We start from the raw sequence: 24,971 nt of genomic DNA, 5'->3' as shown, positions 1-24,971 counted from the left end.
GTCGTTCTTCTATTGCAGTGTGTAACGGGAGAGATGCACGTTTGTCGTCAATCTAGCCTTTTCATGATGCGTTTTCTTTAAGACGACAATGCCCCGCAAAACGTAATTAAACGATTGCCAGGTGTATTCCCGGTCCTTCAGAAAAAGCACAGCTAAAGCATGCCCCGGATTCGTCAGACGAGAGCATTCACGGCGTCAAGCGTTCGCGCTGCGTGCGGCTTAACCTTGTCCTTCGTCGCGCACGTCGTGAAGATAGACGGTCACGACTTTAGGACAGTAAACGCGGAATTTCAAAGTATATTTACGGCGCATAGACTCATTTCCTTTCAAGTTTATTTGCGCATTGTTTTTGAATTGATCGATTAGAAAATCGTTATTGCAATTTTGCGTGGGGCGCTTGTAGACTACGCGCGAAACAGCTTGCGCTGCAGAACATGCGCCTTGATTAGAAATACGAACTAGCATGAGCTATCCTGCGCGCGGGCAGGAGGCATCGCGGACAAGAGGCGACGCACACAATGGGGATTGCGCAGTGATCACCACGTTATTCGCCGGCGCGTCGCGCGCCGCGAAGCCGTGCGGCTGGCGTGCCGCCGCGCTGGCGTTCGCGCTCGCGCAGGTGCTCGCGGCGTGTTCGTCGCTGCCCAAGGTACAGGTAGATACCCTGGCCATTGCCGTCTCCACTCAGGCGAATCAGGACACGCCCATTGCCGTGGACGCCGTGCTCGTGCGCAATCAGAAACTGCTCGACGCGTTGCTCGGCCTGCCTTCGGCGAAGTGGTTCGCTCAGCGCGATCAATGGCGCCGCGATCATCCCGAAGACATCACGGTCGTGTCGTTCGAAGTCGTGCCGGGTCAACAGATCGCAGCGGCGCCGTTTCCGTTTGGCGGCAAGCGGGGCGCAGGCGTGGTGGTGTTCGCCGACTACCAGACACCGGGCGCGCACCGCGTGAGGCTCGATACGGGGCCCGCTCACGCGCTTCTGCTGCTCGGCGACCAGGATCTGAGCGTGCAGGCCGCACATTGAGCAGCCAAACGGTGTGACGCAACGGTGTCATGTAGTGGCGCGCCAACACTGAACGACGAAACGTCTAGCAATAGAAAGCAAACACATCATGCGTACTTCGTTTCCCGATCCGGTCTGCTGGTTCGACGGCATGCCCTTGCTGCCGCAACATTTCCAGACCCAGGCGCTGCACGCGGCGGGGCACGCCGCCTTGCTCGCCGGCGCCGCGCGCGCGCATTACTGGGGCGTGCTCTCTCTGGAGCACGACGCCGCGGGGCTCGCCCAGGGGCTCGTGCGCATCAGCGCGCTCGAGGCGATTCTGGCCGACGGCCTCACCATTCGCCACACGCCGCACGATCCCGTGCTGGAGATCGACGTAAGCCACGCGTTCAGCGCGCCGGACGAGGAAGTCACGATCTATCTCGCGGTACCACCGCTGTATCGCGGCGGGCAGCTCGATCCGCAGGCCGGGCGCTACACCCAGCGCGAGAGTCCGGATGTTCCCGATCTTGTCTCGGGTGGCGAGCCGGCTTCGATCACGACGTGGACGCCGCGGCTGCATCTCATGACGGATCTCGGCCGTCACGAATTCGACCGCCTGCCGCTCATGCGCGTGAGGCAGCAGGGCGGCGGCGTGGCGATTGCGGACTACGCGCCGCCTTGTCCGTTCGTGCGCGCCGACTCGGTGCTCGGGCAACGCGTCATGCAGCTGCTGCTGCGCGTGCGCGAAAAGTGCGTGTTCCTGGCCGGACGTCTGCAGGCCGCGCAACGCGCGGAAGAGCGCGACGATTCGGCCCAGATCGAGCGCCAGCTTTGCGCGCTCTGGAGCCGCCTGCCCGAAGTGGAGGCGACGCTCGTCACCGGCATCGCGCATCCCGCCGAACTGTATCGCGCCGTTGCGGGCATGACAGGCGCGCTCGCGGCGCTGCGTCCCGCGCGCGGCGTGCCCGCCTTCGCGACGTTCGATTACATGGCGCTGCTCGCGTCGTTCGAGCCGCTGCTCGCGTGGGCGGACGAAGCGCTCGCGACAATCCGCCAGGGGTATCGCGTACGCGCGTTCACCGAGGAAGGCGGCAGTTTCTGGATTGCGCCGCCGTTCGAAAGTGGCGGCAACGTGGCGCGCGAACTCGTGATCGGTTTGCGCATGCCGCCCGACGCGGGCGAGCACGACGCGAGCGTGTGGCTCGATCATGCCGTCGTCGCGTCGCGGCCCTACGTGCCCACGCTCGCGCGCCAACGCATGCGCGGCCTCGCGCGCCGGCGGCTCGCGCGCGAGGAGCGCGCGGCCTACGCGACGGGCGACGACACGACGCTCTTCGCGGTGGCCGTGGAGGATGCGTGGTTCGACCGCGCGCAGCCGTTGTGCATCGAAGTCCGTACGACCGTACCGGGTCGCGCGCCCTGGGCCGTGCAACTCTTCACGCCCACGGGCGACGCCGCCGACGACGCACGCCAGGGGGGAGCCGATCATGCTTGATGCCAGCGACCCGACCGACGAGCGCCTGCCGCTCATGCGCGCGTTCGTCGTGGCGTTCGCGTTTGCGGAGAACGCGCGCTTGCGCGCGGTTGCGCAGGCGGCGAATGCAGCCAGCGCCGCGAATGCCGCGAGCGCAGAGACGCCCGCCGATCCCCAGCGCGATGCCGACGCGCTCGCCACGCAACTGCAGTCCGCCACACGCAAGCTCGCGCGCGATGCGATGGCCTGGACCGGCGCGGCGGCCGAAGCGGACATCGCCGCCGCGCAGTACGCCTATGTCGCGCTGCTCGACGAATTGCTGCTGTTTTCGGCGTGGAATGGCGCGAGCGCATGGGAAACGCATCCGCTCGAAGCGCGCATTTTCGGCACGCGTGCGGCGGGCGAGCGCATTCCGGCCGCCATCGAAACCTTGCTTGCGCAGCGCGATCCGGCACAGCGCGATCTCGCCAACGTCTATCTCGCCTGCCTCACGCTAGGCTTTCGTGGACGCCTGCGCGGCGAGGCGGGCGCCTTGCGTCACGACCAGTTGCGCCACGCGCTGTTCGCGTTCGCCATGCAGCGCGACCCCGAGCCCGACCGGCTTGGCGCGCCGCTCGAACGCGCCGCGCTGGCGCCGCGCGAAACCCGTCCGCTCACGCAGATGTTTCCAGACCGCGCACGGCTCGCGCTATTCGTGGGCGGCGGATTCGCGGTGCTGCTCGGTATCTCACAGTTGCTGTGGCTCTACGCGACGGCGCCCGTGCGGCCATCGCTCGAACAGTTCGAAACGGTCTCGTTGGCGCAAGGGCGTCCGGCGCAGGCGAGCCATACGAGTACCACGGGCATGGTGCTGCCGCGCGCACGGACGGTGCGCAGGCTGCGTCCGGCGGTTCCGCCAGGCGACGTTCAAGCTGCCATGCCGCAAAGTCAGGACATGCCCGCGGCGGCTACGGTCTCCATGACGCCGCCCGCCACGCTCGCACTCGCGACACGGCGCATCGTCACGGTGAGCGCGCAGAACGCCGACGAAGGCAGCGAAGACAGCGAAGACAGCCCGGACGCCACGCCGCGCGGAGCACGGCCATGACGACCACACTCGTAGTCGTCCTGATCGTCCTCATCGCGCTGTTGATCGTGGGGCTCGCGGCCGTGCTCGTCGTGCGCTGGCTGCGCGGGCGCGACGAACGCAGGCCGCTGCGCAACTTCTCCGCGATGATGCGCACGGCGCACAACGCGATGGGCGTGCACGATCCATACTCGGTGCCGCGCGTGCTGGCCACGGGCGCACCGGCGGCGCTCGACGCGCTGGCGCTCAGCTGGCGTCTCACGCCCGTTGGCGAGCCGGCGTGGTTCGGCAGGCTTTGGCACGACGCCGAAGGCATTCTGATCGCAGAGCCAGGCGAGTCGCTCGGTGCGCGTGCGGCCGCCGAACGCCGGCGCGGCTCGACCGGCGGGCGCTTGCTGCGCGGTCTGCTGCGCAACCGGCCGGGCCGGCCGCTCGACGCGCTCGTGTGGGTGATCGCGCTCGATACGCTCATCGACGAAAACGGGACCGCGCGCGCGGACACCGACGCGGCGCTCGAAGCCTCGCGCACAGTGCTCGCGCTGCAGCGTCAACTGGGCCAGATGCTGCCGCTCTACGTGGTGGTGACGGGCTGCGACGCGCTGCCGGGCTTCGATGCGTTCGCGGCGACGGTCACCGAAATGGGCACGCTCGACGGCGCGCTGGACGGCGACGTCTTCCTGTTGCCGCAGCGCATCGACACCCTGCGCGAGCCGTTGCGCGAGCACATCGAGTCCACCTTGCGCGGCGCAGCCGACGGCACCGCGCCGCTCCTGCGCGGCATCTGGTGCGTGGGTGCGATGCCGCAGGCGCAGGAGCGCGAGGAGCCCGCCATCACGAACGCGGCGCGCGGAGAGGCGCGCGCCGCGGCGGCGCCGGCCTTCGCGTCGCGCCTGTGGCACGACTTGCTGATGCCGGGGCAGGGGCTCGCGCTCGCCATTCCGCGCGTGCTGGCGCTGCGCATGCGTCGCTACCGTGTCGCCACGTTCGCAGCGATCGCGTTGGGCGTGTGCTGGTGCGTGGGCCTGGGCGTCGCCACCTGGCACGTGCGCAGCGACGCACGCTTGCTCGCGAGCAGTTACGACGCGCTCGCGCTCGCCAGCGTCGCCTGGCACGAAACGGGCACGAGCAGCAGCGAAACGGCGGCGGCGAACGCGCTGGGCAGCGCGGCGAACGCCTTCGTCAAGGTGCCGCGCTGGCAGCTCGCCACGCCGTTCATGCCGCTGTCGTATTTCGGCCTGCACCGCCGGCTCGACGACGCGCAATACCACGTGCTGAGCGGGCTCGTGTTCTCGCCGCTGCGCGCGCGGCTCGTCAGCCGTCTCGCAGAACTGAACTGCGACGGCGCCAACGAGTCGGGCGACAACGCGAGCCTCGTGGCCGCCGCGCGGCGTCCCCAGGACCTGCCCGAGTACACGCAGGGCACACGGCTCGTCACGAACGCGGCGCAGACCGAGCGGCTGATCACGAACTACAACGAACTAGTGGAACGCGATTCGGGCAACACCGTGATGCTCGCTCAACTCATGCGCGGTGCGGTGGGCGTGAGCTTTTCCCCCGATCATGTGGCCGACCGTGCGGGGCTGGACGACGCCATACGTGCGACTGCAGTGGAAGGCGGCGAACTGTCGTTCGACGGCACCGAGGCGCGCGCCGCGCACGCACGGGCGAGCGTGTGCTTCGAGGAGACCTTCGATCGCTGGTTCGACGACATCTATCAGGACTCCTCGCTCACGACGAACGCCGCGCAAATCCAGGCCATGCTTGCCGATCTCAAGGCGCCTGGCGCCGTGCCGACCACCGCCTCGCTCTCCGAACTGGCCACGCGCATCGACGCGCTCGCGATCCAGGTCGACACCGCGGACCACGGCTGGGCGGGCACGCACGGCCAGGAACTCGTGCCGGGACTCACGGCGACCTTCGACACCGCAAAGGGGCTGCGCCTGATCGGCGCGACGCCGGTGGCGAGCGTGCTGGAGCACGAACAGAGCGAACAAAGCGCGTTCGCGGCGCGCTGGCTCGCGAGCGGCAACCTGCCTGGCGTGCTGGCCTCCAATCCCACCACAGGGCTGCAACTGGCCTCGGACCTGCTGCCGCTGCGCGACGCGTTGCGCACGCTGCTCGGCCAGTCGTTCGTCGCGGGCGAAGGCAGCGCGACGGCCGAAATTCGCGGCGTGGATGCCGGCTCGGCGCAGCGCGCGCTGGCGATCCTGCCCGCCTACAAGCAATACTCCGCAGGGCTTCTTGCGCAGGCGCCCGAAGCGTGGCGCGGCGCGCTGCTCGCCGCGGCGGGCAATGCGACCGTGCACAGCATGGTGGCCGCACTGTCGGCACCCGTTGCAACAGCGGCAACATCGGGCGGCGGCGCGCGCAACGTCGCCTACGCGCCGCAGACGCAGGGCGCGTCCTTCGACATGCTGCGCAAGAATGCGACCGATCTCGTGGAAGCGTTCGACTCGCTCGGCCGCGCCGATCTCGCGCAAGCCGTCGCCCTGCGCGTGAGCGATGCCGCGCTCGATGTGCTGCGCTCGACCGATGTCCAGTTGCAATCGCTCGAACCGTTCCGCCCGCTGCGCGGCGACTTCTCGGCATGGAACGGCAATGCCGGCGGGTCGATGCGCGCATTCGGCGCCGCTACGCCCGAAGCGCTGCAAACCTACCTTGCCGCGCAGTCGAGTGCGGTGGCGGACACGGCCACGTTAGCGTCGAGCGCGCTCGACTGGCTGACCACGCAGAATCCGCCGCTCTCCGCTGCGGACGCTCGGCTCGTGGCGCGCTGGAAGGCGCTCTTCGCGGACCTCGCGCAATACCGCGCGCGCAGCCCGGCGAGCGCACTGGTGGCGGTGCCGTCGATCATCTCCAACCAGCTCGACAAGATGGACCTCGACACGTGCAGCGCCTCGCTCGCCCAGGTGGACGTGCCAGGCTCGGGCGACATCGTCGCGAGCGCGGGCATGCGGCTCGTCTCGTCCGCGCGCGAGCGCTGCTACCGGCTGCAAATCGGCACCGGCGGGGAGGCCTACGAACAGTTGCGCAACTATTTTGCGCGCTACCTGGCCGGCCGCTTCCCGTTCTCAGCGGATGCAAACGCCCAGGCCGCCGACCTGCGCCAGACGGCGGCCTTCGTGGCGCTGCTCGACGCGAAGCTCGCGGATGCGCAACGCGGCATGAGCGCCGCGGTGGCGAGCGGCGGCCCGCAAGCGGGCGCGCAGCAGTTTCTGGCGAAGCTCGCGCGCGCTAAGCCCTGGCTCGACGCGCTGGTGGCGCGCGGCGCTGACGGGGCGCTCGTGGGTGTGGACGTGGCGGTGGATTGGCGTATCGATCGCGCCGACGAAGCCGGTGCGGACCAGGTCATCCAGTGGTCGCTCGCGAGCGGCAGCCAGACGCTCGCCTGGCCCGCCGCGGCGGGAACGCCGCTGCGCTGGGCGCCGGGCCAGCCCGCCGCGCTGAGCCTGCGCTGGGCGAAAGACGGCCCGTGGCGGCCCATGCAGGACGCGTCGCAGCCGACGCTCTCGGTCGACGGCGAAGCGGCCACATGGGCGGCAAACGACACGTGGTCGCTATTGCGCCTCGTGCGCCTGCATGCGGTGCCGGACGACGGCGTCGATACCGGCACGGGCGCGGGCAACGCGCCTATGGTGCTGAGCGTGCCGGTGCGCGACCGCAACGGCGGCACGCAAACGGCGCGCATGTTCATGCGTGTGGGCATGACGGGCGCGTCGAAAACGGCGCTCGCGTGGCCTGACCTGCCGTATGCGGCGCCGGGCTACAGCGCATACGGCAGCCCAGCGTTCACCTATGGACCGTATCCGTCGAGCACACAAGCGGGGCGCGGATGAACCCGGCATTCGACATCGAAGCACTCGTTCAACCGATACCGGGGGGCGCGCCGGCCGGCGTTTCGCTCCTGCACGACGCCGCCTTCGACGCGATCAAGGCGGCGCGACGCGAGGACGATCCGGCATTGCCTGCGGGCATCTGGCAAACCGCGCTCAAGGTCGCGGACTGGGCCGCCGTGGAAGCGGGCTGCGAGGACCTCCTCGCTCGCCGTAGCAAGGATTTGACGCTCGCTGCATGGCTGGGCGAGAGCTGGCTGCATCGATACGGATGTGTTGCCTTGCCGGATTGCTTCGTCTTGCTGAGTGAATTGTGTGTGCGCTATTGGGACGACATTCATCCGTTGCCGCGCGATGGCGATTTGGGCTTTCGGGCCGCGCCGCTCGCCTGGGTGGCCCAGCAGTTTCCGACCTTGCTGGGTGGGCGGGTCGCGTTGTGCGCGGGGCCGGATGGATCTGCGCTGACGCTTGCGCGCTGGCAGGGTGCGCAGCGCGATGCGGTGGCGGTGAAGGACCGCAAAGACGTGCCGGCCGCGAAGCGCGAGGAGGCTGCACGCGTGGCGCAGGCGTTGGCTCAGGCTGCGCATGCGGCGGAGCCTGCCGCGTTGCGCGATCAGTTGCAGGCGCTGCGCGCGGCGCGTGGGCCTATTGCGAGACTCGATGCGTGGTGCACCGAGCGGCTCGGCGCGGAGGCGCCGTCGTTCGGGGTGCTGCTGGAAACGCTGGAACGCATGGAGAGCGTCTTGCGCGACTGGCTCACGACGCATCCCGAGTGGGAGGACGTACCAATGGTTGACGTTGCAACGATTCAGGAGAATGCGGTGGTCGAGCCTGCAATGATTCAGGTTGCTGCGGCTGTAGGGGTGCCGGAGCCGGCTGTGCCGAGGAGACTGGATGCGCCGCAGTCGCGTGATGAGGCGTATCGGTTGCTCGCTATCGTGGCGGACTATCTCATGCGCTATGAGCCGCATAGTCCTGTGCCTTATATGCTCAAGCGGGCGCTTGATTGGGGCGGGAAACCGTTGCCCGAGTTGCTCGCCGAGTTGATGGCCGGTGAGCGTGGCAGGGCGCTGGGGGCGGCGCTTGGGTTGTTGCCAGAGAGTGGACAAACGCAGTAGGCGAGGCGTGTACCCGATTCATGATTGGAGATGACCGAAATGTCCAAATATGCTGCGCAGATCATCATCAATGTCCTGTCTGGTAACAACGACGGCACCATTCTGAACGGAACCCAATCGATCGTGGCCAAGGGCGTTAGCCAAGGGGTGCCGACTTACGTCTTTACGGCAAACACGGATAGCCCGCAGGCGGTGTCCCAGGCGGCGGCTAACCTGATGCAGCCGTGGCGCCTCTATATACGCGGTCACGGATCCGTTTCGAGGCAAACGCTGGGCGGGGTGGACGCTGCGCTGTTAGCCCAGTACCTTTCGCACTGCGGGCTGGCCGGCAACTTGCCGGCCATCGTTTCGGTCACGGCTTGCAGGCTGGCATTGGGAAAGGATCAGGCGAAGGACCAGATTCCGTACGTTGCCTCCGGAAACAGCTACGTTGGCGACCTGCACCGGATTCTCGGTCAAACACACGGAATCTACGTGAGCGCGAGCGGACGCACGATGAACAATGCGGTGATCAATCAGGGGGCGCAGATCGGAAGGAAACTCACGAAGAATCCGGTCACAAACCAGCGGCACCACAATCAGCTCTTTTCCAAGGTCGTCTTCTATTGGGACGAGCAACGCGCGCAGCGCTTCGGATTTGCACGCACGGAAATGGATATCGACGAAGACGCGGACTATATGGATATCGATGAGGACATGATGGACATAGGCTAGGGCCGCCAGGCCTCGCCCTCAGGGAAGGTGTGCTTCTCGAGTGAGTCCAGCTTCATTTCGATGCTATACCCAGGCTTCTGAGGCGGAATATAACGCCCATTCCGGATCACAACAGGATCAACAAAATGCTCATGCAAATGATCGACATACTCGAGCACGCGATTCTCCAGCGAACCCGAAACACACAAATAATCGAACAGTGAAATATGCTGCACATACTCGCACAGCCCAACGCCGCCCGCATGCGGACAAACGGGCACACCGAACTTCGCTGCCATCAGCAAAACGACGATGACTTCGTTAAGCCCACCTAACCGACAAGCATCCACCTGACAAAAATCGATCGCCTGCGCCTGCAACAGCTGCTTGAACATCACGCGATTGTGACAGTGTTCACCCGTGGCAACCCCAATCGACCCCAAACGCCGGCGAATCTCCGCATGGCCGAGAATATCGTCGGGGCTCGTCGGCTCCTCGATCCACCACGGATCGAATTCTGCGAGCCGCCGCATGTTCGCCACCGCTTCGTCCACGTCCCACACCTGGTTGGCGTCCATCATCAGCTTCAGGTTTTCGCCGATCTCCTCGCGCAGAATGCGCGCGCGCCGCACGTCTTCGTCGAGATTGCCGCCCACTTTCTGCTTGAAATGCGTCCAGCCAAGCGCGACGCCTTCCCGTGCGAGGCGCCGGATCTTGTCGTCGTCGTAGCCCAGCCAGCCGGCCGAAGTCGTATAGGCGGGGTAGCCCTGCGCGAGCATTTCCACTTCGCGCGCGCCCTTGGTCTTCGCGTGGCGATGCAGAATGGCCAACGCTTCGTAAGGCGTAATCGCATCGGTCACGTAGCGAAAATCCAGGCAGCGCACGAGTTCCTCCGGACTCATGTCCGCGAGCAGTTTCCATACGGGCTTGCCAACCGATTTGGCCCACAGGTCCCACACCGCATTGACGACTGCCGCCGTTGCCAGATGAATCGCGCCCTTGTCGGGGCCGATCCAACGTAGTTGGCTATCCGAAGTAAATGCGCGCCAGAATGCGCCCATGTTCGCCGTAATGTCTTCGAGCCGCTTGCCGACGATGAGCGGCGCTAGCGCGTTGACCGCCGTCACGCAGATTTCATTACCGCGTCCGATCGTGAACGTGAGCCCGTGCCCTGTGAATCTGTCTGGAGAATCGGTTTCGAGCGTGACGTAAGTGGCGGAGTAGTCCGGCGCGGCATTCATGGCGTCGGAACCGTCGAGCGAACGCGAAGTGGGAAAGCGGATGTCGCGAACGGATAGCTTGCTGATCGTAGTCATTCGAACTCCCCGGTGAAGGGACGGCTTTCGATAGGGGAAAACCAGACGTTTGCACGCGTTGACAACGCTGAATCTGCTACCTAGCATGCTAGCATGTCTTCTCAAAATCAAGCGTGCCGTGAACTCTTCATCCGAAATGGCGAGTGTTGGCGATCCTTATGTCGCACTGCAAAAGATTAGAGGCGGCGAGCGCGGCAGCCTGACCGATGCAGTCGAGCACGCACTGAGAGAAGCGATTGTGACGCTCGCGCTGGAACCCGGGATGATGATCGACAAGACGGCGGTCTGCGAACGCATGGGCGTGTCGCGCTTTCCGGTTTCCGCCGCGCTGGCGAAGCTCGCGCATGCGGGTCTCGTCGAGGTTTTGCCGCAGCGCGGCACGCGCGTCAAACCGATCGCGCTCGACGATATTCGCCAGCATCTGTTCATTCGCAGCGCGCTCGAAGTCGAAACGGTGCGCGGAGTCGCGCGCATGAAGGACCGTGCCACGATCGACGCACTGGCAGCCAATCTCGATGAGCAGCGCAAGATTGCCGGTAATGGCCAGCGTCTCGAGTTTCATGAGCTCGATCTGGCGTTTCATGAAATCCTGTTAGACGCGGTGAACCTGCCGCGCGTGAAAGAGATCGTCGCGGTGTCGCGCAACGCGCTGGACCGCGCGAGGCAACTGCTGGCGAGTCCCGAGCGTCTCGTGCACACGCTCGAGGAGCACGAACGGATTTTCGAAGCCATTCGCGCCGGCCGTGCCGACGCAGCGGCCAAAGCAATGCACGACCATCTCGATCAGGTCATCGAGGAATTGCGCCGGTCCGCGAAAGAACGGCCAGATCTCTTTGCACCTTGAGCGCTTTGGTCGTACGTCGAGCAATGCCCATCCTTCAACCCCCTTTGTGCAGCGCTGCAAGCCACGCCGCGCACGCAATCAAGAGGCCCCGGTAATGTGTCTGGCTTTTCTTCGCGGATCAGCGCCATGACGCCGCTCATCTCCGTCAACAAGCTGAGCAAGAGTTTTCCCGGCGTGAGAGCGCTTCACGAAGTGCAATTCGATCTCATGGCGGGCGAAGTGCACGCGCTGATGGGCGAGAACGGCGCGGGCAAGTCGACCCTGATGAAGATTCTCGCGGGCGTGTATACGCGCGACTCGGGCGACATTCTCTACGATGGCCAGCCTGTCGCGTTCGCGAGTCCGGGCGAGGCCCAGGCCGTGGGCGTCGGCATCATTCATCAGGAACTCCAGCTGATGAATCATTTGACCGTCGCGCAGAACATGTTCATCGGCCGCGAACCGCGCGGGCGCCTCGGGCTCTTTCTCGACGAAGACAAGCTCAATGCGCAGGCGCGCGAGATTCTCGCCCGCATGCACGTGCACCTCGATCCGCGCACCGTGGTCGGCTCGCTCACGGTGGCAAGCCAGCAGATGGTCGAAATCGCCAAGGCGCTGTCGTTCGATTCGCGCGTGCTCATCATGGACGAGCCGACTTCCGCGCTCAACGACGCGGAAATCGCCGAGCTTTTCCGCATCATTCGCCAGTTGAAAGAGCGGGGCGTGGGCATTGTCTACATCTCGCACAAGATGGATGAGCTCAAGCAAATCGCCGATCGCGTCACCGTGCTGCGCGATGGCGAGTACGTCGCCACCGTCGCCGCCGCCGATACGAGCGTGCAGGCCATCATCGGCATGATGGTCGGCAGAACGCTCGCCGATGTTGCACCGTACCAGGCGCCGGCGCACCAGGGCGAAGTCGCGCTCGACGTGAAGCATCTGAACGCGGGCCCGCTCGTGCGGGATGTGAGCTTCACGTTGCGCAAAGGCGAAATACTGGGCTTTGCGGGACTCATGGGCGCGGGCCGCACTGAGGTCGCGCGCGCCGTGTTCGGCGCGGACCCGGTCGAATCCGGCGACATCTTCGTGAAAGGCGCGAAGGTATCGATCAAAACGCCGAGCGATGCGGTCGCGCACAGCATCGGGTATCTCTCCGAGGACCGCAAGCGCTTTGGTCTCGCGACCGGCATGGACGTCGAATCGAACATCGTGATGTCCAATCTCGGCAAGTTCCTCTCGCTGAACGTGTTTCTGCGTCGCATGCAAATCCGCAAGACGGCGGCGCATTTCATCAGTCTGCTCGCCATCCGCACGCCTTCCGCTACGCAGCCGGTGCGTCTGCTGTCGGGCGGCAACCAGCAGAAGATCGTCATTGCGAAGTGGCTGGAGCGCGACTGCGACGTGCTTTTCTTCGACGAGCCCACGCGCGGCATCGATGTCGGCGCGAAAAGCGAGATCTACAAGCTGTTGCGGGCGCTCGCCGAACAAGGCAAGGCGATCGTGATGATCTCGTCGGAACTTCCGGAAATCCTGCGCATGAGCGACCGGATCGTAGTGATGTGCGAAGGCCGTATCACTGGCGAACTCTCCGCCAGCGAGGCGACCCAGGAGCGCATCATGCATCTCGCGACCCAGCGCGAAACCCTGCAAGCGGCATGAGCCTCAAGAGGTCGAATCCATGACTATGCAATCGGATACTGCGGCGCTGACCGACCAGAAACGGTCGTCCGGCATCAAGGCGCGCATTTTCTCGCCCACTGCGCTGCAGAAAATGCTCGCGTTCGCGAGCCTGATCCTGCTGCTGATCTTTTTCAGCTTCGCTTCGCCTGCCTTCATGCAGATGGACAACATCCTCGGCATTCTGCAGGCCACCGCCGTGAACGGCGTGCTCGCCATTGCCAGCACGTTCGTCATCATCACGGGCGGCATCGATTTGTCGGTTGGCACGCTGATGACCTTTACCGCGGTGATTTGCGGCGTTTTCCTGACCTACTGGCATTTGCCGATGTGGATCGGCGTACTGGCGGCAATCGGCACGGGGGCGGTGTGCGGCACCATTTCCGGCACGCTCACGGCGAAGATGAAGATCCCGCCGTTCATCGCCACGCTGGGCATGATGCTGCTGCTCAAGGGGCTCTCGCTCGTCGTCTCGTCCGACAAGCCGATCTATTTCACCGACACCGAAAACTTCTACATGATTTCGCAGGACTCGCTGATCGGCTATTTTCTGCCCAGCGTGCCCGTACCGAACGCCGTGTTGATTCTGTTTGTGCTAGCCATTGTGAGCTCGATCACGCTGAACCGAACGGCGCTCGGACGCTATACGTTCGCGCTCGGCAGCAACGAAGAGGCCGTGCGCCTTTCAGGCGTGAATGTCGATCGCTGGAAGATCGCCATTTATGGCCTTGGCGGCGCGATTTGCGGCATTGCGGGACTCTTGATCGCTTCGCGCCTGAACTCGGCGCAACCGGCACTTGGCCAGGGCTACGAGCTGGAAGCCATTGCGGCCGTGGTGATCGGCGGCACGTCGCTGAGCGGCGGCTCGGGCACGATACTCGGCACCATCATCGGCGCGTTCATCATGAGTGTGCTGACCAATGGCTTGCGCATCATGTCGGTCGCACAGGAATGGCAGATCGTGGTGACGGGTCTCATCATCATCCTCGCGGTTTACGCGGATATCCTGCGCCGCAAGAAGACTTAGAAGAGGAGACGGAAGAAGCACGGAGAGAACGGGGAGTAAAACAAGGCTCCCTCAACGGCTGGAGGTCTATGGCCCACCTTAGGAGGAGAAATGTCATGTTGAAAAGAAAACTGATCAGTGCCGTAATCGGAGTGGGCGCGCTCGTGGGCACGTCCAGCTTGGCCTATGCTGAGGAACCCTACATTCCGATCATTTCGAAGGGCTTTCAGCATCAGTTCTGGCAGGCCGTGAAATCCGGCGCGGAACAATCGGCGACGGCGAACAACGTCAGGATCACGTTCGAAGGCCCTGAAACCGAGGCCATGGTCGACAAGCAGATCGACATGCTTTCGGCCGCGCTCGCCAAGAAACCGCAGGCGCTCGGCATCGCCGCGCTCGACAGCAAGGCCGCCGTTCCGCTGCTCAAACGCGCGCAGTCCAGCAAGATCCCTGTGATCGCGTTCGACTCGGGCGTCGACAGCGATATTCCGCTCACGACCTGCGCCACGGATAACCTCGCCGCCGCCGCGCTCGCCGCCGACAAGATGGCAGAGATGATCGGCAATTCCGGCGAAGTCGGCGTGATCGTGCACGACCAGACGAGCCGCACGGGTATCGACCGCCGCGACGGCTTCGTCAACGAGATAAAGACGAAGCACACGGGCATCAAGATCGTTTCCGTGCAGTACGGCGCGGGCGACCACCTGAAGTCGGCGGAAATCGCCAAGGCCATGATTCAGGCGAACCCGAACCTCAAGGGCATTTTCGGCGCCAATGAAGGCTCGGCGGAAGGCGCGGCGATCGGCGTGAAGGAGTCGGGCAAGAAGCTGGTGCTGATTGGCTTCGACTCGGGCAAGGAGCAGAAGGAGGCCATCATGTCCGGCCTGATGGCGGGCGCGATTACGCAGAACCCGGTCGGTATCGGCAAGTGCGTCGTCGATTCCGCGGCGAAGGCGTTGAAGGGCGAATCACTGCCCAAGAAAATCGACACGGGCTTTTACTGGTACGACAAGACCAATATGAACGACCCGAAGATCGCGGCGGTGCTTTACAACTGATTGATATTGGTGTGAGTCATGTGCAGGGAGAAAGGAAGAGCCGAGGCTCTTCCTTTTCGTTTTACGCGTCTGCGGCGCACTTCACTCGGAAACCGCCGCCCCAGCCGGCGAGCGCCGGGGAGTACGCGAACCGTCTTTCGAAGCGAACACGTAGTAGGTCAGCGCTGTCGCGACGAGGCCAACCATCCACGAGACATCGGCGCCGCCGACGATCGACGCCAGCGGGCCGTGGAAAAAGCTCTCCGCCATGAACGGCACCTGCACCGCAATGCCGAAGAGATAAATCGCGATGGCCTTGAAGTTGAAGGAGCCATAGACGCCGCCGTGGCTGCTCACGATTTCCGCGACGCGATAGCGCCGGTGGTTGATCAGATAGAAGTCGACCAGATTGATCGCGACCCAGGGCGCGAGCACGATGCGCATGGCAAAGATCGCCGTCAGGAAGATCGCGATGAAATTGCTCGAGGCCCACAACGCCGTGACGGTAGAGGCGGCCAGCAGGGCAGTGGAAAAGACGACGCGCACCGTGCGGCCAGGCACCCAGTCGGGGCGGAAGGTCTGTGCGGCGGTAATGAACGACAGCACCCCGCCATACAGATTCATGCCGTTGTGGCCAATGATGTTGACCAGGAAGAGGAAGATCAGCACATAGCCGAACATGCCCGTTTGCGTGCGGATGGCTTGCATGGCGTCGATGGAATGACCGGTGCTGACCGCGAGCACGCCAAAGAGAAACGCGAAGATGGTGCCGAGCGAGGTGCCGAAATACGTGAACGCAAAGGTCTTCGCAAAGCCCGCCGAGGTCGGCAGGTAGCGCGAATAGTCGGACGTGTAGGGCGCGAAGCTGATTTGCCAGACGGCGCACAGCCCGAACATCGCGAACCAGTTCGACACGTCGAAATGACCCTGCTGCAGGATTTGCGCGTCAAGACCGGGGGCCATCATGATCATGCCGATCAGGAGCGCGCCGCCCATGAACCACGCGCCAATCTTGTTGAAGCGGTGAATGAAGTGATAGCCGATCACGCCGACGAGCGTCGCGAGAATCGCGCCGAGCACGGTGCCTACCGGCACGGGCACCGCGGGCGCGGCGGTGTGAAGCGTCTTGCCCGCGAGGATGATGTTCGAGACGAAGAAGCCGAGATAGATCAGCGTGGTGAAGCTGACCACGAGCAGCGAGCCATAGCGGCCGAATTGCGCGCGGCTTTGAATCATCTGCGGCACGCCGACGAGCGGGCCTTGCGCAGAGGTGAGGGCGTGAAAAATGGCGCCAAAGAATTGCCCGGCGACGATGGCGAGAATCGCGCTCATCACGTCGAGGTGAAAGACCAGGACCGAAGTCGCACCGGATATCACCGCAAGTGGCGCGACATTCGTGCAGAACCACAACGTGAACAAATCGACTGGCTTGCCATGCCGATGCTCGGGAGCGACATACTCGATCGAGTTGCTTTCAATGGTCAGAACGCTGTTGTCGTTCGCCGGGTTTTTCATAGTGTCTCCATCTTTATTGCACAGGCCGAGCCACGCCACGAAGGTGGCGCGTCATGGCCTTGAACGGCTTTGAAGCGGCTTTGGAACGGCTTTGAAGCGGTGCAGCGGGGAACGGATCAGCGCATCACGAACGGATCGCTGATCGGTTCGTCCGAGGTGCGCAGCCACACGGACTTCGTCGTCGTGTATTCGAGCGCGGCAGCCATGCCGCCCTCGCGGCCGTGCCCGGAAAGCCCGAAGCCGCCGAACGGCACGAGCGGCGACACCGCCCGATAGGTGTTGATCCAGACGATCCCCGAGCGCACGCGCCGCGAAACGCGATGTGCCCGCGTGAGGTTGGTGGTGAAGATGCCCGCCGCGAGTCCGTAGGCGGTGCTGTTCGCCTTCTCGATGGCTTCCTGTTCGGAAGCGAACGTATCCACCGAAAGCACGGGGCCGAACAACTCCGTCGTGATGCTGTCCGCGTTGCTCACGCCCGAGCAGTCCAGAATTGTCGGCGCGTAGTAGTAGCCGTCGCGCCCCAGCGCCTTGCCGCCCGCGAGCACCTTTGCCCCCTGGCTCACGGAACTCGCGACGATCTTCTCGATGTTGCGCAGTTGCCTTTCGGTGCAGAGCGGCCCGTATTCCGTCGTCATCTCGTTGGGCGAACCCACGCGAATGCGCGAGACGCGTTCGACAAGCAACGCGAGGAATTCGTCCTTGACGGATGCCTCGATCAAAAGACGCGAGCCCGCCACGCAGCTTTGGCCGCTTGCCGCAAAAATCGCCGCGACTTGCGCATTCACCGCGCTCTGGATATCGGTATCGGCGAACACGATGAATGGCGACTTGCCGCCCAGTTCGAGCGAGACCTTCGCAAGATTGTTCGAGGTGTTCCTGACGATATGCCGCGCGGTTTCGGGGCCGCCCGTGAAGGCCACCTTGTCCACCCTGGGATGGCTGCTGAGCACCGCGCCGCATTCCGGCCCGAAGCCGGTGATCACGTTGACGACGCCCGGCGGAAATCCGGCCTCGTGCACGAGCCGCGCGAATTCGAGCAACGGGCCGGGCGCTTCCTCGGAAGCCTTCAGAACGACCGTGCAACCGGCGGCGAGCGCCGGCCCGACCTTCACGGCGGAAAGAAACAACTGGCTGTTCCATGGAACGATGGCGGCGACCACGCCGACGGGCTGCCGTTCGAGCCAGACCTGCATGTCCGGCTTGTCGACGGGAATGTGGCTGCCTTCGATCTTGTCGGCAATCCCGGCGTAGTAGCGGTAGTACTCGGCCACATAAGCGATCTGGCTCGACGTCTCGCGAATGATCTTGCCGGTGTCGTTCGTTTCAATTTCAGCGAGTCGCGGCGCAGCCTTTTCGACGAGGCCGGCCAGCTTGTGCAGCAGCTTGCCGCGCGCCGAGGCCGTGAGGCCGGCCCACGCGGAATCGGTCAGCGCGCGGTTGGCCGCCTCGACGGCGCGGTTGACCTGCTCCGTGCGCGCTTCGGGCATTTGCGCCCACACGTTGCCCGTGGCCGGGTTCACGCTGTCGAACGTCGCGGCGCCCGGTTCGAACTGGCCGTCGATATACAGCTGAAAATGAAAGTCCATGGAATCGGCCCCTTACCTGAATGCAGGCATGACGTCGTTGATCATGCGCTCGAGTGACGCCTTCTTGCGCTCGAAGCTCATGCCCGTATCGATCCAGAACGAGTACTCGTCGAAGCCGAGTTTCTCGTAGGCCCGCAGACGCCCGATCACTTCCTCGGGCGTGCCGATGACGTTGTTCTTGCGCATCGCCTCGGGCGTATAGAACGGGTGAGCGGCGATCTCGTCCTTCGTGAGGGGCTTGATCATGCCGCGGCTCACGGGCCGCTCGTTCTTGAACCACGCACCGAAGTAGTTGTAGAACGTGTTCACTTCGTCGGCGGCGATCTGCGCGTCGTCCTCGCTGCTCGCCACGTACGTGTGGCGCAGCAGCATGATCTGCGGGCGCGGCACGTTGCTGAACTTCTCGCACGCGGCGTTGAAGTGGCCGACGAGCTTCTCGACCTCTTCGTCGCCGAAATGCAGCGGCGTGACTTGCACGTTGCAACCGTTGGACACGGCAAATTCGTGGCTGTTCGGATCGCGCGCGGCTACCCAGATCGGCGGATGTGGGCGCTGCAGCGGCAACGGCGACGACGTCGTCGAGGGGAATTTCCAGAACTCGCCTTCGTGCGCGTAATCACCTTCCCACAGCTTCTTCACGGCCGGAATGAGTTCGCGCATGCGCTGGCCCGCGCCCCACGCGTCGAGCCCCGGCATCAGGCGTTCGTACTCGAACGAGTATGCGCCTCGTGCAATGCCCAGATCCAGACGGCCGTTCGAGATGATGTCGGTCATCGCGGCTTCGCCGGCGAGCTTGATCGGGTGCCAGAAGGGCGCAATGACCGTGCCCGTGCCGAGCCTCACGTTCTTCGTCTTGTTGGCGAGGTCCGCGATGTTGAGGAACGGATTGGGCGCGATCGTGAAGTCCATGGCGTGGTGCTCGCCGGTCCAGATCGCATGCATGCCGCCGCGATCGGCGATCTGGCACAGCTCGATCATTTCGTCATACAACTGCTTCTGACTGGTCTGATCGGAGACGCGCTCCATGTGAACGAAAAGTGAGAATCGCATGATGGAACCTTTCAGGAATGAAGCGGGCGGACTGTGCCGTTGCTATGGTCGCCGAAGTACATCCCGTAGCTCTTCAGTTCGCTTTCCTTGCGGTAGCGCTGGAGCATGCTGGCAAGTGCGCTGTCCTGGAACGCTTGCGTTTGCACGTCTTCCAGACTAACGAATTGTGCCGAGGCGTCGCCCGCTGCGGCGAGTTCATCCGGCGCGCTGCACAGGAACGAGATGTACTGGTAATGGGTTTCGGTATTGTTGTAGACCGAATAGATGAAGCTTGCCGATGCATCGGGCTGGTACTTCGTGAAGATCTCGGCGAGCGCCTTGTCGGCGCCTTCCTTGCCGATCTCTTTCGAAGGCAGGCCCCATTTGCCGTCTGCGTTTTTCACGAGCAGCACCTTGTCCTCGCGCGCGATGATCGCGCTCACGATGACTTTCGGACCCGCGATGACTTCCGCCGATACCCTGGCCGGCGTGAAATAACCGCCGCGATAGTAGCCGAGGCCAGCGAACCCCGCGGAATGAAACGCCTCGACCCGGCCGACGATCAGCGCGTGGTCGCCCGCGTCGATCACGGCGTGCGTCGTGCAGTCGAACCAGGCGCTGACGTCGCCAATGAGCGGGTTGCGGTTGGCGCTCAATTGCCAGTTCACGTTGGCGAAGCGGTCGTCGCTCGGCCGCGCGAACGTGTTGGACAAATCCCTTTGTCCTTCCGCGAGGATGTTGATGGCGAAGTGGCCCGCAGTGGAAAACGTCTGGTAATTGCTCGACGTCTTCGCAATGCTCACCAGCAGCAGGGCGGGGTCGAGCGAAACGGACGAAAACGAATTGGCGGTGAAGCCGAGCGGCTTGCCGTCGTCCGTCGCGGTCGTCACGATCGTCACGCCCGTCATGAACGCGCCGAACGCGTCGCGCAGCTCGCGCGTGTTGATCTTCGCGGCTTGCGGGTGAACTACCTGGCTCGTGTCTTGGCTCATTTCACACTTCCACTTCGTGGTTTTCCGCCTGCGGCTCCGTCTGCAACCAGGCACGCAGCGCGCGATTGACTTCGTCGGGCGCGGTGAGGTTCACCATGTGGCGTTCGTTTTCGATCACCACGGCCGTGCCGTTGTGCGCGGCTTGCGCCATCTGTCTTGCCATCTGCGGCGTCGAGTTCGGATCGTCGGCGCCGGTCAGGACGAGAGCAGGGCAGCGAATCGTCTGCCAGCCGTCGGCGTACACGTCGTCGCCGCCCGCGAACGCCGTGTAGGCCGTCGCGTAGCCCGCAAGGTTCACCGACTTCAGCCACGACTCGACCTTTTGCGCCGCCACTTGCTGGGCTTCGTCCGCGTTGAACCAGCGTCGCAGCGGCGTATCCACGTCGATGGTGCCCGAGCGCAACTCGGCGGCGCGCTGCAGCACGGCTTCGCGCGCCGCTTCGGTACGCCGGTACACACCGTTCAGGACTGCCACACGCTTGACCAGATCGGGACGCGTGACCGCGACGCCAGCCGCGATCAACGAACCCATCGAGTGCCCCGCCAGATTGACGGGACCCACGTGCAGCGCCTCGACGAAACTGGTTGCCCACTCAACGAACTGCGGCAAGCCGGCACCCGCTTCGAGCGCATCGCTTCGACCGTGGCCCGGCATGTCGACCGAGATCACGCGGAATTCGGCCGAGAGGTCTTCGATCTGCGGATACCACGCGCTCGCCTGCATGCCCACGCCGTGAATCAGCACGAGCGGTTCGCCCGCGCCTTGCTCCAGATAGTGCGCGACGCGCTTATTTGACAGCTGCAGGGTTCTTGACGTCATTTCCGAGCTCTGCGAGGTCTTTGTAGCGATCGCCAATGCGGTGATGCGGACGGCCACCCGTTGCGGCGCCAATAGCGACCACGAGTTCGTCGGCGGCCGGTGCATCGGCAATCGAGAACTGGAGCGTGAGATAGTGCGAGCGGCGGCCTTCGTCGTTCTTGTCCATCATCGGGATGAGCAGCGGCGCATTGGCCGGGCCACGCGTGTTGTTGAACGCGAGATACGACTTCGCGCCCACCGCCGAGCGATAGATATTGCCGAAGTGCAGGGTGTGGATGAGCGCGGACGCATGCTCCAGTTCGCCCGCAAGACCGACGATGGCGCTCTTGCCGAACGCTTCGACCGCTTCGCCCGAACCGGCTTCGTCGAGGATGAGCTTCGTGAGGTGCTCGCTCAGTTGCGGCGCGATTGCGCGAATCTCGGGCGAGAGGTCTTCCACGTAACCGCGGCCCGCCCACGGGTTCTTGATCACCGCGACCGCGCCGATCATTTTCAGCGGCTTCGCAGCGGCCTTGTCGCCGTCTACGAAGACGTTCTCGACATGGAGGATGGATTTGCGAATCAGGCTCATGGCAACTTCCTTCGTACGTTGATTGTGTGAAGCATTTTGGTATACCATGTTACGGCATGCCATGAGTGTTAACCCGATAGCTCACGGTGAACCCCGTCTGCCAAGGGATTGCCGCTTTTTCTTGATGAATACGACGATGAAAAACGAGGAGGAGAGATGACTGCATACTGGATTGCACATGTCACCGTGCTGGACGCCGCGAAGTACAAGGACTACACGGACATCGCGCCGCTGGCGTTCAAGAAGTTCGGCGCCGTATTCCTCGCGCGCGGTGGTGCGGCGCAGGTGCTGGAAGGCGAGTCGTTCGCGCGGCACGTCGTGATCCAGTTCCCCGACATGCAAACGGCGCTCGACTGCTACCACTCGCCGGAGTATCAAGCGGCCAAGGCGAAGCGCGATGGCCATTGCGTGGCGCAGATCTCGATCGTCGAGGGGCTGGAGGACTGACCGGGCCGTTGCGGCGGGGCGCAAAAGGGGCAAAGCGCAGGCAGAAGGAAAGCTGGACGTCAGTTGCGTCATAATATGGCATTCCATGTCCGCGTCCTTGTGCGCGGGCTTTCGTCCTTCTCCTGTTGCCGCCTATGCAAGACCTCAAAATCGATCGCAATGCCAAGACCCTGCGTGAGCTCACGCTCGACAAACTGCGCGGCGCGATAGTCCAGGGGTATTTCCGGCCGGGCACGCGCCTCGTCGAACGCACGCTGTGCGACGAGCTTGGCGTGAGCCGCACGGTGGTGCGCGAGGTGCTTAGGCATCTCGAGACCGAGGGGCTCGTCGAGACCGTCGCGCGGCAGGGGCCGATCGTGGCGCGGCTCGATCCCACGCAAGTGGGCGAGATCTACGAGTTGCGCGGATTGCTCGAAGCCAATGCTGCCCGGGCCTGCGCCGAGAACGCCACGCCCGAAGTCGTGCAGCAGCTGCGCGCGATCCGCGCGATCATCGAGGATGCGTTCGAAAAGCGCGACCTGCCGCGCGTGGTGGAGCACACCGAGCGCTTCTATGAAACGCTGTTCGAAGCCGCCAACAAGCAGGTGTCGCTCACGGTCGTCAAAACGCTCAACGCGCGTATCAACCGCTTACGCGCGTTGACCATCGCGATGCCGGGGCGTGGCGGCGACTCCAATCGCGAAATGAACCTGCTGCTCGACGCCATCGAGCGGCGCGACGGCGAAGCGGCCTCCGCGGCGTCGTTCGCGCATATCAAGCGAGTCTCCGAGCTGGCGCTCTCGGCGCTTGCCCAGCAAAACGAAGGGCTCAGCGACGCCTGACCCTTTAGCTGACCCGCCAGCTAAAAAAGGCCGCCGGCACATGCCGGCGGCCTTTTCTTTTGTCTGCTCAATTCAGGTGATCGCGCGCGGCCCAAAGTGTGCCAGCGCGCCCGCGAGCGATCTCATGGTATTCCATAATACGCAATAGTTTGTTGTGGGCCATAAGATGGCATACCATAATCTCATCGAACGCGAACTCCGGCGATTTTCCGTATCGCCCGAGTTGCCGGATGGAGCCTGAATTCCATGAAGCCTGCTTTCGCCTCCGAACATGGCGTCTCGCGCGCGCAGCGCGGTCGAACCGCGGGCACGTGCTACAGCGTGTACGCGCCGCAATCGAGCGCCGCGTGCGAAACCGTGGTGCTGATCCATGGCGTCGGCATGAATCAGAGCGTGTGGGCGCCGCAGATCGATGCGTTGTCCGAATCGTTTCGCGTCGTCGCCTACGACATGCTGGGTCACGGCGAGAGCGCGCTGCCGAGCGCACAGCCCACGCTCGACGAATACGCCGCGCAGCTCGAGTCGCTGCTCGATGCCATCCAGGTCGAGCGCGCGCACGTGGTGGGGCATTCGATGGGCGCGCTCGTCGCGCTCGAATTCGCGCTGCTCAATGCGCCGCGCACGTTGAGCGTCGTTGCGCTGAACGCGGTGTACGACCGCACGCCGGCGCAGCGCGAAGCGGTGATGACGCGCGCGGCGAGTCTCGGCGAAGCGCCGGCCGCAAGCGGCGTGGACGCGACGCTCTCGCGCTGGTTCGGCCACCCGATCCCGGGGCATCTGACCCAGGCGGCGCAAGCGGTGCGTGCGCTGCTGCTCGCCGTCGATCCCGTGGGCTACGCGCGCACGTACCGTCTTTTCGCATCTTCCGACGCCGCGCACGTGGGCCGTCTCGCGAATCTGGAGGTACCCGCGCTCTTTCTCACCGGCGAGTGCGATCCGAATTCGAGCGCGCAGATGTCGCACGCAATGGCGTCCGTCGCGCCGCGCGCCCGCGCGGAAGTCATTGCGAACGCGCGCCACATGATGAACGTGACCGACCCGGAACGCGTCAACGCAAGCCTGCTCGCGTTCCTGGCCGTTGCGTCGGCGACGCAGGCAGCCAATACCGCAGCAAACACAGGAGAACGCCATGGCTGAGCCGATGACTGCCCAACCCGCGCAACCGGCTTTCGATATCGCCGAATTTCGCCGCGCGCTGGGCGCGTTCGTGACGGGCGTGACCGTCGTCACGACGATCCAGCCCGACGGATCGCCGCGCGGCTTCACGGCCAACTCGTTCACCTCGGTGTCGCTCGACCCGCCGCTCATTCTGGTGTGCATCGCCAAGACGGCGTCGAGCTATGCGGTGTTCTCGCAAACGGGCCGCTTCGCGGTGAGCGTGCTCGCCGAAGACCAGCAGCAGGTTTCGGGCGTGTTCGCCTCGAAGGCCGCCGACAAGTTTGGGCAAGTGCCCTGGAGCGCGCGCAAAACGGGTGCGCCCGTGATGGACGGCGCGGCGGCGAGCTTCGACTGCACGACGCATGAAGTCGTCGACGCAGGCGACCACATCATCCTGATCGGCCGCGTGGTGGACGTCGTGCAAACGAGTTCGACGCCGCTTGGCTACTGCCGCGGCGCGTACGTGAACTTCAGTCTCTCGCAGGATGCGCTGGCTGCAGCCGGCGTGCGCGCGAAAGTGGGCGCGATTCTCGAGCATCGCGACGGCCTCGTGCTCATCGACACGCCCGAAGGCGTGGCGTTGCCGACGGGCGTCAAGCTCGAACCGGCCAGCGACGCGGCGAGCCTGCGCGGCGTCCTCGCGAAGCTCGGCCTGCGCGCCCATCTCGACTTTCTGTTCGCCGTGTTCGAAGACGGCAGCGGCAAAGGGCCGAGCGAGCATATCTACTACCGCGGCCGCGTGATTCACAACGGCTCGCCCTGGCTCGACAGCAGCATCCGCATCGTGCCGCTCTCGCAGATTCCTTGGGACGAATTGAGCGACGACGCCGTGCGCTCGATGCTCGAACGGTATGTGCGCGAACGCAAGCAGGACGCATTCGGCATTTACGTGGGCGACAGCGAAGCCGGCACCGTGCAGCCGCTCGCCCTCGCGCATTGACGGCACGGCACCGAACACAACCATGAAGAAGCCGACGGGTCTTCCCGCAGCCGGCCTGACG

At 64.3% G+C, this 24,971-nt stretch carries 22 protein-coding genes; 14 read left to right on the top strand and 8 right to left on the bottom strand.

The window, feature by feature from the left end; translation table 11 throughout:
* Positions 1 to 219: 219 nt before the first annotated feature.
* Positions 220 to 465 (bottom strand): hypothetical protein, encoded by a 246-nt coding sequence (locus AB3X99_RS34710; protein WP_141710855.1) that lies wholly within the window; start codon positions 463 to 465, stop codon positions 220 to 222.
* 67 nt (positions 466 to 532) lie between these two features.
* Here AB3X99_RS34710 and AB3X99_RS34705 point away from each other — a divergent pair, with 67 nt between their 5' ends.
* From AB3X99_RS34705 to AB3X99_RS34680, 6 genes are all read left to right on the top strand, one after another.
* A complete protein-coding gene (locus AB3X99_RS34705; RefSeq protein WP_368619566.1) occupies positions 533 to 1,027 on the top strand; it encodes a hypothetical protein in 495 nt (164 codons plus the stop codon).
* Positions 1,028 to 1,115: 88 nt separating this feature from the next.
* Positions 1,116 to 2,483, top strand: coding sequence for a type VI secretion system baseplate subunit TssK (tssK, locus tag AB3X99_RS34700; protein WP_368619565.1), 1,368 nt, complete (start codon positions 1,116 to 1,118; stop codon positions 2,481 to 2,483).
* Positions 2,476 to 3,549 (top strand): DotU family type IV/VI secretion system protein, encoded by a 1,074-nt coding sequence (locus AB3X99_RS34695; RefSeq protein ID WP_368619564.1) that lies wholly within the window; start codon positions 2,476 to 2,478, stop codon positions 3,547 to 3,549. Before tssK ends, AB3X99_RS34695 begins: the two co-directional genes overlap by 8 nt.
* The gene (locus tag AB3X99_RS34690; protein WP_368619563.1) at positions 3,546 to 7,364 is read left to right on the top strand and encodes a type VI secretion protein IcmF/TssM N-terminal domain-containing protein; all 3,819 of its coding nucleotides are present in this window, start codon (positions 3,546 to 3,548) and stop codon (positions 7,362 to 7,364) included. Before AB3X99_RS34695 ends, AB3X99_RS34690 begins: the two co-directional genes overlap by 4 nt.
* Complete coding sequence (tssA, locus tag AB3X99_RS34685; RefSeq protein ID WP_342946186.1) at positions 7,361 to 8,479, top strand: type VI secretion system protein TssA; 1,119 nt, start codon at positions 7,361 to 7,363, stop codon at positions 8,477 to 8,479. The genes AB3X99_RS34690 and tssA overlap by 4 nt, the downstream gene beginning before the upstream one ends.
* 39 nt (positions 8,480 to 8,518) lie before the next feature.
* Positions 8,519 to 9,193, top strand: coding sequence for a C80 family cysteine peptidase (locus tag AB3X99_RS34680; protein WP_342946185.1), 675 nt, complete (start codon positions 8,519 to 8,521; stop codon positions 9,191 to 9,193).
* On the opposite strand, the gene AB3X99_RS34675 is transcribed toward AB3X99_RS34680, so the two are convergent.
* Positions 9,190 to 10,488 carry an L-fuconate dehydratase gene (locus AB3X99_RS34675; protein WP_368619562.1) on the bottom strand — a complete coding sequence of 433 codons (1,299 nt, stop codon included), beginning with the start codon at positions 10,486 to 10,488 and terminating at the stop codon, positions 9,190 to 9,192. The genes AB3X99_RS34680 and AB3X99_RS34675 overlap by 4 nt on opposite strands.
* An 85-nt stretch (positions 10,489 to 10,573) precedes the next feature.
* Here AB3X99_RS34675 and AB3X99_RS34670 point away from each other — a divergent pair, with 85 nt between their 5' ends.
* From AB3X99_RS34670 to AB3X99_RS34655, 4 genes are all read left to right on the top strand, one after another.
* Entirely contained in the window at positions 10,574 to 11,332 is a 759-nt protein-coding gene (locus AB3X99_RS34670; protein ID WP_368619561.1) for a GntR family transcriptional regulator, read from the top strand.
* A 126-nt stretch (positions 11,333 to 11,458) separates the two neighbouring features.
* Positions 11,459 to 12,970 (top strand): sugar ABC transporter ATP-binding protein, encoded by a 1,512-nt coding sequence (locus AB3X99_RS34665; RefSeq protein WP_368619560.1) that lies wholly within the window; start codon positions 11,459 to 11,461, stop codon positions 12,968 to 12,970.
* A 19-nt stretch (positions 12,971 to 12,989) separates the two neighbouring features.
* Positions 12,990 to 14,015 (top strand): ABC transporter permease, encoded by a 1,026-nt coding sequence (locus AB3X99_RS34660; protein WP_069267992.1) that lies wholly within the window; start codon positions 12,990 to 12,992, stop codon positions 14,013 to 14,015.
* 95 nt (positions 14,016 to 14,110) lie between these two features.
* A complete protein-coding gene (locus AB3X99_RS34655; protein ID WP_368619559.1) occupies positions 14,111 to 15,052 on the top strand; it encodes an ABC transporter substrate-binding protein in 942 nt (313 codons plus the stop codon).
* An 81-nt stretch (positions 15,053 to 15,133) separates the two neighbouring features.
* Here AB3X99_RS34655 and AB3X99_RS34650 read toward each other — a convergent pair whose 3' ends face one another.
* The 6 genes from AB3X99_RS34650 to AB3X99_RS34625 form a co-directional block, all read right to left on the bottom strand.
* Positions 15,134 to 16,546: a cytosine permease gene (locus tag AB3X99_RS34650; protein ID WP_368619558.1), complete on the bottom strand. Its 1,413-nt coding sequence runs from the start codon at positions 16,544 to 16,546 to the stop codon at positions 15,134 to 15,136.
* Positions 16,547 to 16,662: 116 nt separating this feature from the next.
* On the bottom strand, positions 16,663 to 18,132 hold the full coding sequence (locus AB3X99_RS34645; protein WP_342946181.1) for an aldehyde dehydrogenase: 1,470 nt from the start codon (positions 18,130 to 18,132) through the stop codon (positions 16,663 to 16,665).
* Between the two features lie 12 nt (positions 18,133 to 18,144).
* Complete coding sequence (locus AB3X99_RS34640; RefSeq protein WP_368619557.1) at positions 18,145 to 19,182, bottom strand: LLM class flavin-dependent oxidoreductase; 1,038 nt, start codon at positions 19,180 to 19,182, stop codon at positions 18,145 to 18,147.
* 11 nt (positions 19,183 to 19,193) lie between these two features.
* Entirely contained in the window at positions 19,194 to 20,153 is a 960-nt protein-coding gene (locus AB3X99_RS34635; RefSeq protein WP_368619556.1) for a flavin reductase, read from the bottom strand.
* A 1-nt stretch (position 20,154) separates the two neighbouring features.
* Entirely contained in the window at positions 20,155 to 20,973 is an 819-nt protein-coding gene (locus AB3X99_RS34630) for an alpha/beta hydrolase (RefSeq protein WP_342946178.1), read from the bottom strand.
* Complete coding sequence (locus AB3X99_RS34625) at positions 20,942 to 21,544, bottom strand: amino acid synthesis family protein (RefSeq protein ID WP_069267999.1); 603 nt, start codon at positions 21,542 to 21,544, stop codon at positions 20,942 to 20,944. Before AB3X99_RS34625 ends, AB3X99_RS34630 begins: the two co-directional genes overlap by 32 nt.
* A gap of 156 nt (positions 21,545 to 21,700) precedes the next feature.
* On the opposite strand from AB3X99_RS34625, the gene AB3X99_RS34620 reads away from it, so the two are divergent.
* The 4 genes from AB3X99_RS34620 (at position 21,701) to AB3X99_RS34605 (ending at position 24,910) form a co-directional block, all read left to right on the top strand.
* A complete protein-coding gene (locus AB3X99_RS34620; protein WP_368619555.1) occupies positions 21,701 to 21,991 on the top strand; it encodes a DUF1330 domain-containing protein in 291 nt (96 codons plus the stop codon).
* Between the two features lie 134 nt (positions 21,992 to 22,125).
* On the top strand, positions 22,126 to 22,812 hold the full coding sequence (locus tag AB3X99_RS34615) for a GntR family transcriptional regulator (RefSeq protein ID WP_368619554.1): 687 nt from the start codon (positions 22,126 to 22,128) through the stop codon (positions 22,810 to 22,812).
* A 246-nt stretch (positions 22,813 to 23,058) separates the two neighbouring features.
* Positions 23,059 to 23,949, top strand: coding sequence for an alpha/beta fold hydrolase (locus AB3X99_RS34610; protein ID WP_342946177.1), 891 nt, complete (start codon positions 23,059 to 23,061; stop codon positions 23,947 to 23,949).
* Complete coding sequence (locus AB3X99_RS34605) at positions 23,942 to 24,910, top strand: flavin reductase (RefSeq protein WP_368619553.1); 969 nt, start codon at positions 23,942 to 23,944, stop codon at positions 24,908 to 24,910. Before AB3X99_RS34610 ends, AB3X99_RS34605 begins: the two co-directional genes overlap by 8 nt.
* The last annotated feature ends 61 nt before the right edge of the window (positions 24,911 to 24,971 follow it).

The organism is Paraburkholderia sp. BR10882 (genome assembly GCF_040948855.1).
In the GTDB taxonomy this organism is placed as follows: Bacteria; Pseudomonadota; Gammaproteobacteria; order Burkholderiales; family Burkholderiaceae; genus Paraburkholderia; species Paraburkholderia nodosa_A.
The sequence above is the reverse complement of the archived record's forward strand: the minus strand, read 5'-3'. Positions and strand labels throughout refer to the sequence as shown.